The following is a 13,636-nucleotide window of genomic DNA, read 5'->3' on the forward strand; positions in this document are numbered from 1 at the left end:
GATGGACTCCCCTCGTTCCGGCAGCACGGAGCGCACGATAGGCGGCGCTCCCCGGCTGACATCGCGCACCTGGCAGGAGGCCGGCGGAATCCTGGTCGTTCCGCTCGGCTCGACCGAGCAGCACGGGCCGCACTTGCCGCTGGACGTCGACACCCGTGTCGCGCTCGCCGTCGCCGACGAGCTGGTGCGGCGGTGGCGAGCTTCCGGCCGCGACGCGAGCGTTGGGCCGGCGATTGCTGTGGGCGCGAGCGGTGAGCACCAGGGGTTTGCGGGGACCGTCTCGATCGGCACGGATGCCCTGCGTACCGTGATCGTCGAGATCGGGCGATCGGCGAGCGTGTGGGCGGAGCGCCTCGTGTTCGTCAACGGACACGGCGGCAACGTGGATGCCGTGAGCAGCGCGGTCGGCATCCTGCGCGGGGAGGGGCGCGCAGCAATGTGGGTTCCGTGCGAGATCCCTGGCTCGGACGCCCACGCCGGCCGGACGGAGACCTCCTTGATGCTGCATCTGGATGCCGGGGCGGTGCGTGTAGAACGGGCCGAGCGCGGTGAGGTCCGTCCGCTGGCAGCGATCCTGCCGGCGCTGCGGGAGTCCGGCGTCGCGGCGGTGTCACCCAATGGGGTGCTCGGCGATCCCGCGGGCGCGAACGCGGGGGAGGGTGCGGCGCTGTTGGAGTCGATGTGCGACCTCGCCTGGCAACGGGCGACCGCGGAGGCACGATGACGCTTCCCGACGGGTTCGCGGTGCGGATCGGACGCCACACCCGCGTCGTGGACGACGGGGCGGCACTCATCGGTGGGGCACCGGCGAGAGTGGCTCAGCTGACGCCCGCGGCGCGACCTCTCGTCGCTGACGGTGTCGTCGTGGCCTCGGACCCCGCATCCCGATCGCTCGCCGACTACCTCCTCGACAACGGTCTGGCCGATCCGATCGTGGATCGGCTGGCGCCGGCTGATCTCTCGCAGCTCTCGGTCGTGATCCCGACGAAGGACCGGGTTCGGCTGCTCGCGCGACTGCTGCAGAGCCTGCCGGTCGGCATCGCCGAGGTCATCGTCGTCGATGACGGCTCCGACGACCCGGCCTCCGTCGCCGCGGCGACGGAGGCCGCCGGTGCACGACTGATCGTCCACGCGGCGAACCTCGGTCCCGCGGCGGCGCGCAACACGGGAGCCCGTGCGGTCGGGACGGAGTTCGTGGCGTTCGTCGACACCGACGTGGTGCTCGACCCCGAGTGTCTCCCGCTCCTGCTTCGGCACTTCGCCGACCCGCGCCTGGCTCTGGCCGCCCCGCGCATCGTGGGGATGAGCGCATCGGAGCCGACGTGGATCACCCGCTACGAGGACGCGCGCTCATCCCTCGACCTGGGCGCCGACACCGCGCCGGTCAAGCCGCACACGCGGGTCTCATGGGTGCCCACGACGTGCGTCGTCGTTCGCGTGTCGATGCTGGGCGACGGCTTCGACCCCGACCTGCGTGCCGGGGAGGATGTCGACCTCGTGTGGCGACTCACCGAGGCGGGCCACCGTGTCCGCTTCGAGCCTGCGGCAGTCGCCTATCACGAGCACCGTGCGAGGCTGAGTCGATGGCTGGCGCGGAAGTTCTTCTACGGAACGGGGGCCCAGCCGCTGGCCGCGCGGCATCCCCGGAACGTCGCTCCCGTCGTGTTCGCGCCGTGGAGCGCCGTCGTGCTCGTGGCGGCAGTCGCGCAGCGGCGCTGGTCTCTGCCCGTGATGGCGGTGACCCTCGGGGTCGTGGTCGTGAGGATCGCGGGCCGCATCGAGCACCTGCGGCATCCGTGGCGGGAATCCGCACGCCTTGTCGGCAACGGTCTGCTCTCGGCCGTCGCGCAGGGCATCGCTCTGTTCGTGCGGCACTGGTGGCCCGCGGCGGTGGCCGGCTCGCTCGTGTCTCGACGCATCCGTCGTGCCACGATGCTGGCGGCCGTCGCGGACACGGCATGGGAGTACGCGCGGCTGCTCCCCCGTCTGGACCCCTTCCGATTCGGGCTCGCGCGGAGGCTTGATGATCTGGCGTACGGTGCCGGGGTGTGGTGGTCGTCGCTACGGGCGCGCTCCATCCGTGCACTCTTGCCGGCGATCGTGCGAACCGGTCGGGGGCGGCCGACCGCGAAGCGGGAGTGAGGTAGTCGGCAACTACCCTGGAGAGATGGCTGGGAAGAAGGGTGCAAAGCCGCTGGAGTTCCGCAACACGGCGCTCAGCGATGCGCTGCAGACACAGGACATGGCGGCGGTCGCGTTCGCGCTGCGGCACGGTCCGACCGTCGTACCGCTTATGAAGCCGGGCCAGCGGGACAATCCTCTGGATGTCGGCGAGGTGTGGACCTTCCGCGACCCGAATACGGGGCAGGTCGCCCTGCTGCTGTTCAGCGATGCGGCGAACAAGCCCGCCACGCTCCCGCCGGCCGTCGCGCTCATGCCGCCGGCAAGCCTTCGAGCATTTCTCGAGGCGCATGGGGAGGAGATCACGACGGTCTTCTTCGACCTGGCTGGCCCGCATCCTATGCAAGCGAGCCCCGCGGATGTCCTCGCAGCACTTGACGTGCGGGTTGAGGACTGAGGCGGCCTTCCGCTAGAACCTCGGTACGTCGTCGGGGGACGATGCCGTCCCGGGTCGCCGGCCCGCCCGCACGGCGTGCAGGCTGAGGTCGCCGAGAGCCCCCCGGAGGTTCTTGGAGGCGGCATCCACGACCGTGCGGTAGCCGAGCCGCTCGGCCTCTGCGCGACGCTGGGCCGCCTGCATGACGGGCCTGATCTCTCCGGCCAGGCTCAACTCGCCGATTGCCGCCGTACCGCGGGCGAGGGCCGTCTCGCTCACCGCGTTCGCGACCGCCACCGCGATCGCAAGATCGGCGGCGGGTTCGACCAGACGCACGCCGCCGACGGTCGACACGTAGACGTCATGATCGCTGACGACCACACCGCCGCGGCGTTCGAGCACAGCCAGCACCATCGCGACCCGCGATGCGTCGACGCCGTTGACGATGCGGCGCGGGTTGGGTGCGGAGGTCTTGATCGTGAGCGCCTGAACCTCCACGGGCAGGGCTCGGCGTCCCTCCATGGCGATCGTCACGCACGTGCCGGGGACCGGTTCGCCGTGGCCGAGGAACAGCGCACTGGGATCGGCGACCTCCTGGATGCCGTCACCGGTCATGTCGAAGCATCCGACCTCATCGGTGGGACCGAACCTGTTCTTCAGCGCGCGCACGAATCGCAGCGAGCTTTGACGGTCGCCCTCGAAGTGGCAGACGACGTCGACGAGGTGCTCGAGGATGCGGGGACCGGCGATTGAGCCGTCCTTCGTGACGTGGCCGACGATGATGACCGGCAGGCCGCGCTCTTTCGCGACGCGGATGAGTGTCGACGCGACTTCGCGTACTTGCGACGGGTGGCCGGCAGCTCCCTCATGCGTCGCGGAGGAGACGGTCTGCACCGAGTCGACGATCAGGAGGCTCGGCTGCACCTCGTCGACGTTGCCCATGATCGTCGCGAGGTCGGTTTCGCTCGCCAGGTACAGCTCGTCGTGGAGTGCTCCCGTGCGTGACGCGCGAAGGCGCACCTGCGCGACCGACTCTTCGGCGCTCGCATACAGGACGCGATGACCAGATGCCGCCGAATGCGCCGCAACGTCCAGCAGGAGCGTCGACTTGCCGACACCGGGCTCGCCGGACAGGAGGATCGCGGCGCCGGGAACGAGCCCGCCGCCCAGGACCCGGTCGAACTCTCCGATCCCCGTCGTGCGGCGGGGCGCATCGGATGCGGAGACCCGTGTGATCGGCTGCGCGGCCCGGTCGGCGCTGGGCGGCACCGGAGTGAGCGAACGCACGATTCCCGTCTGCTCCGCGGCTTCGACGACGGTTCCCCACTGCTGGCACTCCCCGCAGCGGCCGACCCACTTGACGGTCGTCCAGCCGCACTCGGTGCACCGGTACGGCGCGGTGGTTGCGGGACGACGAGCCATGCGATCAGGCTAGTCCTGGCACCCGACACCGCGGCATCCGACACCGCGGCACCCGACACCGCGGCATCCGACACCGCGGCATCCGACACCGGGCGCTACCGCCCGGGCGCGGGCGCGCGGACGCGTCGGGGCACAGACTCAGCGCGCCCGACCCAACCGGCGAGGTCAACTCCCGGCGAGCACCGCCTCGCCGACGACCTGCTGGGTCAGCGGCACCGAGTAGGCCATGAGGGCACCGGCCTGGGCGTCGCGGAAGATCCGCTGGATCGGCGAGCTCAGCAAGAAACTGCCGCCGCCGCCGACGCGGAGCGCCTCGGCCGCAGCCTGCTTCGCGACCTCGTTGGCGAGCATCTTCGACTCGGCGGCAGCCGGCATGGCCTCTTCGGAGCGCTCGTCGGCAAGCCACGCGACACGCTCCGCGAACAGGCGTGCTGCCTGCAGCTGGGTCCACAGCATCCCGGTCTCCATCTGCACCCACTGGTTCTCGGACTGTGCGGGCGCGCCGCCCTTGCTCTTTCGAGCGGCGGCGGCGTAGGCATCCATCGCCGACTCGGCGATACCGATCGAGAGCATGGCGAAGCCGACCGTGATGAGGTTCGCGTAGTCGGCAGGCGGGAAGCCGCAGCGACGGGATGCCAGCAGCGGCGTGTTCTCGAACAGCACCGTGCGACTGCGGGTGGCGCGCATGCCGACCGTCTCGTCGATAGGCGGGAAGCTGACGGTGTCATCGACGGTCACGCCGAAGAAGGCCGGCACCCCGTCGATGCTCGTGTTGACCAGCATGTGGTCGGCAGCTTCCGAGCCCGACACGAACACCTTGCGGCCGGTGAGCGTCCAGTTCTCGCCGGCAGGGGTCGCGTTCTGCTGCGGCGCGAGGAAGAACCGGCCGCCCGCGGGTTCGGAGAGGGCGTTGACGAATCGCTTGCCCGCGCGCAGCTCGGCGGCGAAGAACGCCGCTTCGTCGGGGGCGGACATCGTCACGAGCGCGTGGGCTGCGCCGATGTGCATGAGCCACACCGTGGCGACGGCGGGGTGATGGGCGGCAAGGATCCGCACCGTGTGCGCCAGCGTCACGTAGGACAGGCCCTGGCCGCCATGCTCCGGAGGGAGGAAGGCGGCATCGAGCCCGGAGTCCGACAGGGCGCGCAGGTGCTCGATCGGCAGGCGCGCGTCACGGTCGTCGTCGGCGACCGTGGCCGCGAACTCCTGAGCGAGTGTCGTAGCGGTGTCGATCCAGTTCTGCTCGGCGGCGGGGACGGCGAACGGGGAGCGTCGGGTGAGCATGGTGTTCCCTTCGATCGGAAGAGGTCAGGCGGGGACGGTGCGCCCCCGGTCGCGGGACGGGGTTCGGCGCACGTGCCGGTTCAGGTGGCGCCGCAGCGCGGCTCGGGAGGTCAGCACGAGAACGAGCAGCGTGATGGCATACGGGAAGGTCTGGTACAGCTCACTGGGGAGCTGGATCGCCGTCGACTGGGCCAGCAACGAGAAGCTCTGGAGGAACCCGAACAACAGCGCGCCGATTGCGATGCCGACGGGGGTCATCCGTCCCATGATCACGATCGCGAGGACGATGTAGCCGCGCCCGGCGGTGATGTCGGGGCTGAAAGCGCCGATCGAGCCGAGCGTGATGACGCTGCCCGCCAGTCCCGCGAGAGCGCCGCCGATCAGCAAGGTCTGGGCGCCGATCTGCCTCGGGCGTACGCCGCGGAGCGCTGCGGAGACCGGGTCGGAGCCGACAGCACGCACCTGCAGGCCGAACCGCGTGAACCGGAAGACGGCCCACGCCCCGACGGCGAGCACCACGGCGCCGTAGACGAGGGGACTCTGCCCGAACACGGCAGGGCCGATGAGCGGGATGTCGGTGAGGGGCCCGAGATCGAGCTTGGGGGCGGTGGGTACCGACACGTTGGTCTGGCCGGCCGGGACCCAGAGCTGGTACAGGTACGTCGAGAGCCCGAGACCGAGCATCGTGATCGCGAGACCCACGACGATCTCGTTCGCGCCGAGCCGATACACGATGAGGTTCATGAGCGCGGCGAGCAGGAGTCCGGTCACCACCGCCGCGGCGAGACCGGCGACCAGTCCCGCAAAGCTCGCGACGAACACCGCGACGAACGCGCCGAGGATCATCATCCCCTCGATGCCGAGGTTTAGGCGCCCGGCCCGCTCGACGAACCCTTCGCCTAGTCCGGCGATGACCAGGGGCGTAGCCAGCACGATCGCGCCGGCCAAGATCGAGGCCCACAGCTCGATACTCATGATCGTTCCTCCCCCGTCGGTGGTGGGGCCGGTTCGCCATCGGGTGTGACCGCTGCGACATCCGTCAAGGGAGGCGCCGCGGCGGGCCGGGCCGCACCCGAGCGTGCCGTGACACCGGCGACCGCGGCGACCCCGAGCAACAGCACGCCCTTGATCACGTCGGCGATCGAGGACGGCACGGTTCCGGTCGCCGATTGGATGCCGAGGGCGCCCGCGGTCAGGGCGGAGAAAAACAGGGCGGCCAGCAGGATGCCGCCCGGGAGGAGCGCGCCCAGGAGCGCGACGGCAAGCCCCGAGAACCCCACGCCGCCGGACACGGAGTTGAAGAGGCGCTCGTTGACGCCGGCGACCTGCAGCCATCCGACGACGCCCGCTCCGGCGCCCGAGACGAGCATCGTGCCGTACAGGGTGCGCGCGCGGGTCGTGCCCAAGCGCAGGGCCAAGCGCGGGCGCTCGGCGAACACACCGATGCGGGTGGCGTGCGAGGTGCGGCGCCACCATTCGAACAGCACCGCTATCACGACGATCAGCAGCACGCCGATGTGCGCGCGCGTGCCGGGAATCAGGTCGGGCAGGGCGGATGCTTCGGGGAGCTGTTCGCTCTGCGGGGTGGCGGTGTTCTCACCGCTTGCGAGCCACGTGCGCAGCGTCCAGCCGAGGAAGCCTGCGGCGATGTAGTTGAGCAGCAGGGTCGACAGGATGATGTTCACGTGCCACCGCTCGGCGAGCCAGGCCGGCAGCAACGCGAACGCGGCCCCGCCCAGCGCTCCCGAGACCATGCCGATCACCCAGTACACCGGACCGGGAACCGCCTCGCCGAACATGTTGGCGGTGCCGAGGGTTGCCGCGGTGGCGACAATCGCCCCGAGGATGACCTGACCTTCGGCGCCGACGGAGAAGACGCCGGCGCGCAGCGCAGGGATGAGTGTGAGAGCCACGATCGCGATCGGTACCGCCCCCACCAGCAACTCGCCGACGCGATAGGGAGAGCTCGATACGCCGGCCACGAGGCCCTGCAGGCCGGTCAGCGGATCGGCACCCGCCAGCAGGATGAGCGTCGTGGCGACCGCGAGGACCGCGACCACGACGCCGCCCGCGAGCATCCACCCGCGCCACCGGCCGCTCACGGGTGCGCCCCATCGTGCGGTGGGTGCGTGTGACCGCAGGCGCCGGCGGGGCCGGGAAGGAGCACATCGACGAATGACTGCGTCGCGGCGTCGATCAGACCGCGCTCTGTCAGCCCGAGGTCGGGCACGACGTACAGGCCGACGAACGACAAGATGATGTAGGGCGACGGGATGCGGCATCCGAGGGCCGCCGTGGCGGCGTGGCCGGCCGCAAGAGCTTCCGCGGTCTGCTGCCACGGCGCTGCGCTCATCATGCCGCCGACCGGCAGCGGCACGCGCCCGACGACCTCGCCGTCTGCGACAGTGACGAACCCGCCGCCCATGCGTGCGAGCTCTTCGACCGCGAGGCGCATCGAGGCGTCATCTGCGCCGACCACCGCGACGTTCATGTTGGGGCAGTTCATGGTGATCGCGACGGCGCCTCGGGTCAGGCCGAATCCGCGCACGAATCCGATGCCGGTCTCGGCAGTTCCGTGGTGGCGGTCGACGACGGCGATCTTCAAGACATCCGTGTCGGTGTCGGAGCGCACCTGTCCGTCCACGACGTCGAGGTTCGCCTCGAACTCTCGCTTGAAGTAGCCGTTGTACATCTCCATCGCGCGCACCCGCACGTGCTGCGCGCCCTCGGGGGCGGTCACCGCGAAGATGTCCGTCGGAAGCTCGGCGGGAAGATGGACCGTGTCCAGGGTCCACGCGGGAAGCTCGTCGGTGTTGCTGAACAGCGGGGCGCCTGCCTGAGCCTGGACCTCCCCCGCGACGATGACGTGGGAGGGACGGACCTCGGCGAGATCCGGGATGATCTGGAGGTCTGCCAGCCGCGAGGGAGCGAGGATGCCGAGCACCTGGTCGAGCCGGTAGTAGTGGGCCGGCTGCGTCGTCGCCATCCGGTACGCCAGCTGCGGGTCCACGCCGAAGCGGATGGCTTGACGGATGTGGTGGTCGATGTGGCCCTCGGCCGACAGGTCGAGCGCGTGCTTGTCGTCGGCGCAGAAGCACATACTCCGAAGCGCGGGCGCGATCGCCTCGAGGTCGGCGAACAGCGGCAGCGTGTTGTCCGTGAGCGACGAGGCCATGATCGTGATCATCGCCCCGAGCCGCGTGCGTTCGAGCACCTCATCGACGGTGGATGCGTTGTGGTCGTCGCTGATCCCGGCGGCAAGGTAACCCCAGAGCGACTCATGCGTCTGCGCGGCGGTGTGCCCCGTCATCCGGCGGCGCGCGGCCAGGGCCTCCCGGAACCGTCCCGTCGAGCGCTCGCTGTCGTCGAACGGGTTCGTCTCACCGAGCGTGGCCGTGACGTCATCCCACAGGCGGGCGCGGACCGTCTCCTCGGGGATGACGGCACCGCCGAGCTCGAGGTGCGGTGCGCCCGGAGTGGTCGGCGAGACCTGCTGAAAGATGTGCAGCGGCGTGCGGGTGGACAGCATGAAGTCCATCCCGTCGGCGCCCCAGACGTTCGCGGCGCCGTTGGGGTCGACCAGGACCGTCGTCGTGCCCCGGGGGACCGAAAGGCGTGCGAGTTCTCCGGGGGTGAGGTTCGTGTACTCGATGTGCAGATGCGCGTCGATGAAGCCCGGAACCACGTAGCTGCCGGATGCGTCGATCTCGCGCCGCGCTTCGCGCATGTGACCCCACGGCGTGAGGGTGGCGATGTGTCTCCCGCTGATGACGACATCCCGTTCGAGCCACTCCTCGGTGCCGGGCGATTGCACGAGCCCGCCGCGCACGATCAGGTCGGGGATCTCATTCCCCGACGCGACGGCGCGCACACGCACCAGTTCCTCGGTCGTGGGGACCAGACTGCTCAGCTCGGTCACGACGGTTCCTTCTCAGTGGGGACGGACGGGGTCTCGGCGGATGCGGCATCCGGGGAATCTGCGGGACTCAGGCCCGCCATGGCCGCACCGACCTTGTCGGTGGTGACCTCGCTGATCGGCCATTCGGCGGCGATCCGTCCCGAGAACATCACCACGATGCGGTCCGCCAGATGAAGCAGCTCCTCGAGATCGTGGGACGCCACGAGCACCGCCGCGCCAGCTTCGGCTGCTCCGACAATCCGCTCGCGGATGGACTGGGCGGCCCGCAGGTCCAGTCCCTGGGTCGGCCCGTAGGCGAGGACGACGCGCGGTGATCCGGTGCCGAGTTCCCGGGAAACGAGAAGCTTCTGCTGGTTTCCACCCGAGAGTCCGCCGGCGGCGAGGGAGGGGGTGGCGGGGCGCACATCGAACGCTCGCAGCGTCGTCGCAGCGTCGGGGTTCGCGGTCGTGCCGCGCGACCGCGGGCGTGACGCTCTCGGGATGGCGGCGCTGTCGTACAGCGAGAGGGTGTCACCGAGGCTCAGGGTCGGAACCAGGCCGTCGCTGCGTTCCTCGGGAATCCAGGCGACCCCGCGCGAGAGCAGGTCCACGGCGCGCGGCGCCTCGAGATCGTCGACCCGGAATGCTCCGGTGCGCGCAGGGGTCAGTCCCGCAAGAACGTCCATCAGCGTGTTCTGGCCGCTTCTGGCAACGCCCGCGACGCCGACGATCTCGCCGGCGCGGACGTCGAGGCTGACGGCGTCGAGGTCGGCATCCGTGTCGGAGATTGCAGTGACCTCGTGCAGCGAGATGACCGGCTCCCCCGGGAGCCGCGGCGCCCGCGCGGCGGCCGCAGGAAGCTCGCCGACCATGAGGCGTGCGACCCGCTGCGGGCTGAGATCTGCCGCAGGCCCGTGGTGCACGAGCCTGCCGTGGGAGAGGACAGAGACATCGTCAGCGACGGCTCCGACCTCGTCGAGGCGGTGGGTGATGAGCACGATCGCGGTGCCGCCTTCGCACAGGGAACGAAGGTGGTCGAACAGGCCGCCGACCTCTCGGGGGCCGAGGCTCGCGGTGGGTTCATCCAGGATGAGGGTCGTTGCCCCTTCGGCCAGGGCGACGACGATCTCACCGAGCTGTCGGTGAGCCTGCGTGAGGTTTCGCGTGGGAACTGTCAGGTCGACATCGACCTCGGCGCGTTCGAGAGTGTGAGAGAGCAGCTCGTAGGCCGCGCGGCGACGAAGGACGCGCCGCGGGCTGACGAGCAGGAAGTTGTCGAGCAGCGAGAGTTCACCGACAAGGCTCAGTTGTTGCGGAACCATATTCACGCCGCGCGCTTTGGCTTCGGCACGGTCGCGTGGTGCGTAGACGGCATCGCCGATGGTCATGGTGCCGGCATCCGGTTCCTGGATTCCCGCGAGGATCTTCGCGAGGGTGGACTTGCCGGCGCCGTTCTCGCCGACGAGGGCGTGCACAGTACCGGGGCGCACGAGAATGTCGACGCCATCGAGTGCCCGCGTGGTGCCGAAGGTCTTCGAGACCGACCGGGCCACCAGGGCCCGGCCGGTCTCGAGGGAAGAGGTGCTGGTCAAGAGATCGTGATGCTTCCGTCGTTGAGGCCGGCGATGAGCTCGTCGACCTTGGTTGCGACATCCGCGGGAATGGCGCCGTCGACGTCGTTGATCTCCTGGTAGGCGATGCCGCCGTTCTGCAGGGTCGAGACGACGCTCTTGCCGCCGAAGTCACCGGCAGCAACCTCTTCGACCCACGCCTTCACGATCGGGTACATGTCGAGGTCCACCGTCGACACGTTCACCGACAGAGCCTCTTCGCCGGCAGCCGGTGAGACGCCGACGGTGGGGACGCCCGCGTCGGCAGCGGCAGCCCCGACGCCCGCGGCGATGCCGTCACCCGTGGTGAAGACGAGCCCGGCACCCTGGCCGATGAGGCCCGTGGTAGCGGAGGCGGCGGCCTCGGCGTCATCGAAGCTTCCCGCGTAGACGACGGGCAGTAGCTCGGCGTTCGGATTGGCTGCGGTGACACCCTCCTGGAAGAAGGCGTCGGTCGCGACGACGAAGTCGAGCTCCATGCTCTCGACGCGGCCGATCGGCGAGAGCTGCGTGAGCCCCGCAATGTAGCCGGAGAGGTAGCCGACCTGGGCTGCGTCATACGTCCACGTCTCGACGTTGTCGGTGTACTTGTCGAGAATGTCCACACCGCCCGACGCGGTGAACGAGACATCCGGGAAGTCCTCGGCGACCGAGAAGATCGCGTCACCGAGCTCGATACCGTGGCCGATGATCAGGTCGACACCCTGGCTGGCGAAGTCGGCGATGACCGGTTCGCTCTCGGCGGGGTCGGCCATCTGCTCGCGCAGCTCGTAGGTGATGAGGCCTTCCTCCTCAAGCTGTGCGAGGGCGTCGGCGAGGGCCTGGTTGAAGGCGCCGTCGTTCGCGTTGCCCGGGGTGAGAGCGCCGACGGTGATGACGTCGGACGCGGGGTCTTCGGATGCCGCGGGCTCGGTCGAGCCCGAGCATCCGGCGAGCACGACCGCGGCGGTCGCGGCTGTCGCGATGAACGCGAGAGAGCGGGAGATGCGCATGCTGTGTCCTTTCGGGAGCGTCAGAGATGTGTTGGTGCAGGGGTGGTGATGTGGAATCCGTCGGCGAGGGTGGCGCCGACGAACGCGTGGGAGTCAGGGGACCACTGCCCGAGCACGGCCCCGGAGGCGATGTCGAAGCAGGGGTGGAGGGTGACAGTTGACGGGATGACGTAAAGGTCGGCGTCGTTTATGCACACGACGTCGGTGCCGTGCAGATCGCGGACGATGCCGGATGCGGGGAGCGTGCCCGCGCGCTCTGCGGCGACGACGAGCGCGGTAGTGAGAAAGCCGCGAAGAGCGGTGTCGTTCTCGCACAGGGCTTCGGTCTTGGTGCATCCCTCGACCCAGTGCACGGTGTCGGCATCCACCGTCACGGCGCTTGTCTGCGTCCCGAGGGCGGCGTTTCCTTGTGAGAGGACGTCGATCTCGAGCGTGAAGTCGTCGCCGGAGCGGGCGAACGAGATGCGCTCGGTGTAGAGCGGTTCCGACTTCGTACCGACCACCGCGAACCGGTCGGGCCAGCTCGCCACGATGGGTGCCAACGGCACGGTGTCATCGCTGGCATGCGCGCTCGCCGCCCACACCAGTGCGAGCGCCGTCGACGCGACAAGTGCCGCGGAGGCGATCGTGACCGGTGGGCGCAGCTGACTCATGATGCCGATGCCACCTCGAGTGCGTCTAGTTCGGCGAGGAGGTCGCGCTTGAGGTCGTCTGGCGCGAACGATGCCTCGATCGAGCGGCGAGCGAAGCCGGCGAGGTCAGCTTCGGTGAAACCGAACTGGGCGGCAGCTACAGCCCAATCAGCTTCGAGTGTCGTGCCGAGGGGAACCGGGTCGTCGGTGTTCAGCGTGACACGGACGCCGGCATCCAGGAGGCGCGGCAGCGGGTGCGAGGCCCAGTCGGGGTAGATGCCCAGCGACACGTTTGAGCGCGGGCACACGCCCAGGCTGATCTCGTCGCGCACGAGCCGTTCGATGAGCGCCGGATCCTCGATCGAGCGCACCCCGTGGTCGATGCGCTCCGCCCGCAGCAGATCGATCGCATCCCAGACGCCCGCGGGGCCGCTCGATTCTCCGGCGTGGACGGTGCGACGCAGACCGGCCACGGCTGCGCGGGCGAAGGCTGTCTGGAACTTCTCGCCGGTGCGACCCGTGACCTTTTCGTCGCCGTCGACGGAGAGCGCGACGACACGCTCGGGACGCTGGTAGGTCAGGGCGGCGACGATGTCTTCGGCCTCGCGAGCCGTCTGGCTGCGCAGCAGCGAGTAGGCGATGCCGGTCTCGCACAGGCCGTCCTGGGCCGCCTCATCGAACCCTTCCGACAGGGCAGCCAGCAGATCGAGTTCGCGCCCGCGCCAGGCGTTCCAGTGGGTCGGATTGACGATGACATCCGAGTAGCGGATGCCGGAGGCGGTCTGCCGGGCAGCGAAAGCGTAGGCCACCCGCGCCGCCTGTTCCGGTGTGCGGACGAGACCGCACTGCCAGTCGAGGAAGCGGAGGAAGCCGGTGAGCCCTGCGGATCCCGCTCCCGTGCCGCCGCCGGTGGTCACGCTGGGAGCGGAGAAGTCGTCGTGCGTCGAGATGTCGAAGATCGTCCGGGCCGGCCCCGGGAGTGCGACGCCGCTCTCTTTCGCGAGCACGAGCATCTCATGCAGCGAGAAGGTGCCCTCGAGGTGGATATGCACCTCGGCTTTCGGGAGCGCACGGATTGCCTGTTCGTCAATGCGTGCGGCGGTGGGGGCGGGGGTCGGCATGGGGATGCTGCGCCTTTCGGGTCGGCTCCCAGCACGCTATCCGGCGACCAGTACTTGTTGACAAGTTGACCCGTAACCTTTCGACACCTGTAACAGCGCTGTAATCGGGGCGCCAAATTA

Annotated in this window: 12 protein-coding genes; 3 read left to right on the forward strand and 9 right to left on the reverse strand. The window is 69.6% G+C overall.

From position 1 onward, the window contains the following. The first annotated feature begins 1 nt into the window (after nt 1). The 3 genes from mftE to ACSGC5_RS12350 are packed head-to-tail and all read left to right on the forward strand — an operon-like array spanning nt 2 to nt 2,578. The gene (gene mftE / locus ACSGC5_RS12340) at nt 2–724 is read left to right on the forward strand and encodes a mycofactocin biosynthesis peptidyl-dipeptidase MftE (RefSeq protein WP_434970921.1); all 723 of its coding nucleotides are present in this window, start codon (nt 2–4) and stop codon (nt 722–724) included. Beyond that, entirely contained in the window at nt 721–2,142 is a 1,422-nt protein-coding gene (gene mftF / locus ACSGC5_RS12345) for a mycofactocin biosynthesis glycosyltransferase MftF (protein WP_434970922.1), read from the forward strand. Before mftE ends, mftF begins: the two co-directional genes overlap by 4 nt. 25 nt (nt 2,143–2,167) lie before the next feature. After that, entirely contained in the window at nt 2,168–2,578 is a 411-nt protein-coding gene (locus ACSGC5_RS12350) for a dehydrogenase (RefSeq protein WP_434970923.1), read from the forward strand. A gap of 12 nt (nt 2,579–2,590) precedes the next feature. On the opposite strand, the gene radA is transcribed toward ACSGC5_RS12350, so the two are convergent. From radA to add, 9 genes are all read right to left on the reverse strand, one after another. Then, complete coding sequence (gene radA / locus ACSGC5_RS12355) at nt 2,591–3,979, reverse strand: DNA repair protein RadA (protein WP_434970924.1); 1,389 nt, start codon at nt 3,977–3,979, stop codon at nt 2,591–2,593. Between the two features lie 165 nt (nt 3,980–4,144). Continuing rightward, nucleotides 4,145–5,263, reverse strand: a complete 1,119-nt coding sequence (locus ACSGC5_RS12360) for an acyl-CoA dehydrogenase family protein (protein WP_434970925.1) — start codon at nt 5,261–5,263, stop codon at nt 4,145–4,147. Nucleotides 5,264–5,287: 24 nt separating this feature from the next. Then, on the reverse strand, nt 5,288–6,238 hold the full coding sequence (locus ACSGC5_RS12365) for an ABC transporter permease (RefSeq protein WP_434970926.1): 951 nt from the start codon (nt 6,236–6,238) through the stop codon (nt 5,288–5,290). Beyond that, nucleotides 6,235–7,365 carry an ABC transporter permease gene (locus tag ACSGC5_RS12370; RefSeq protein WP_434970927.1) on the reverse strand — a complete coding sequence of 377 codons (1,131 nt, stop codon included), beginning with the start codon at nt 7,363–7,365 and terminating at the stop codon, nt 6,235–6,237. Before ACSGC5_RS12370 ends, ACSGC5_RS12365 begins: the two co-directional genes overlap by 4 nt. Continuing rightward, entirely contained in the window at nt 7,362–9,182 is a 1,821-nt protein-coding gene (locus tag ACSGC5_RS12375; RefSeq protein ID WP_434970928.1) for an adenine deaminase C-terminal domain-containing protein, read from the reverse strand. The genes ACSGC5_RS12370 and ACSGC5_RS12375 overlap by 4 nt, the downstream gene beginning before the upstream one ends. After that, nucleotides 9,179–10,753 (reverse strand): ATP-binding cassette domain-containing protein, encoded by a 1,575-nt coding sequence (locus tag ACSGC5_RS12380; RefSeq protein WP_434970929.1) that lies wholly within the window; start codon nt 10,751–10,753, stop codon nt 9,179–9,181. The genes ACSGC5_RS12375 and ACSGC5_RS12380 overlap by 4 nt, the downstream gene beginning before the upstream one ends. Beyond that, nucleotides 10,750–11,763: a BMP family lipoprotein gene (locus ACSGC5_RS12385; protein ID WP_292732502.1), complete on the reverse strand. Its 1,014-nt coding sequence runs from the start codon at nt 11,761–11,763 to the stop codon at nt 10,750–10,752. Before ACSGC5_RS12385 ends, ACSGC5_RS12380 begins: the two co-directional genes overlap by 4 nt. Before the next feature lie 20 nt (nt 11,764–11,783). Beyond that, nucleotides 11,784–12,416: a hypothetical protein gene (locus ACSGC5_RS12390; protein WP_434970930.1), complete on the reverse strand. Its 633-nt coding sequence runs from the start codon at nt 12,414–12,416 to the stop codon at nt 11,784–11,786. Then, nucleotides 12,413–13,516 (reverse strand): adenosine deaminase, encoded by a 1,104-nt coding sequence (gene add / locus ACSGC5_RS12395; protein WP_292732506.1) that lies wholly within the window; start codon nt 13,514–13,516, stop codon nt 12,413–12,415. The genes ACSGC5_RS12390 and add overlap by 4 nt, the downstream gene beginning before the upstream one ends. Nucleotides 13,517–13,636: the final 120 nt, after the last annotated feature.

This window comes from Microbacterium sp. bgisy207, from assembly GCF_965345035.1.
In the GTDB taxonomy this organism is placed as follows: Bacteria; Actinomycetota; Actinomycetes; order Actinomycetales; family Microbacteriaceae; genus Microbacterium.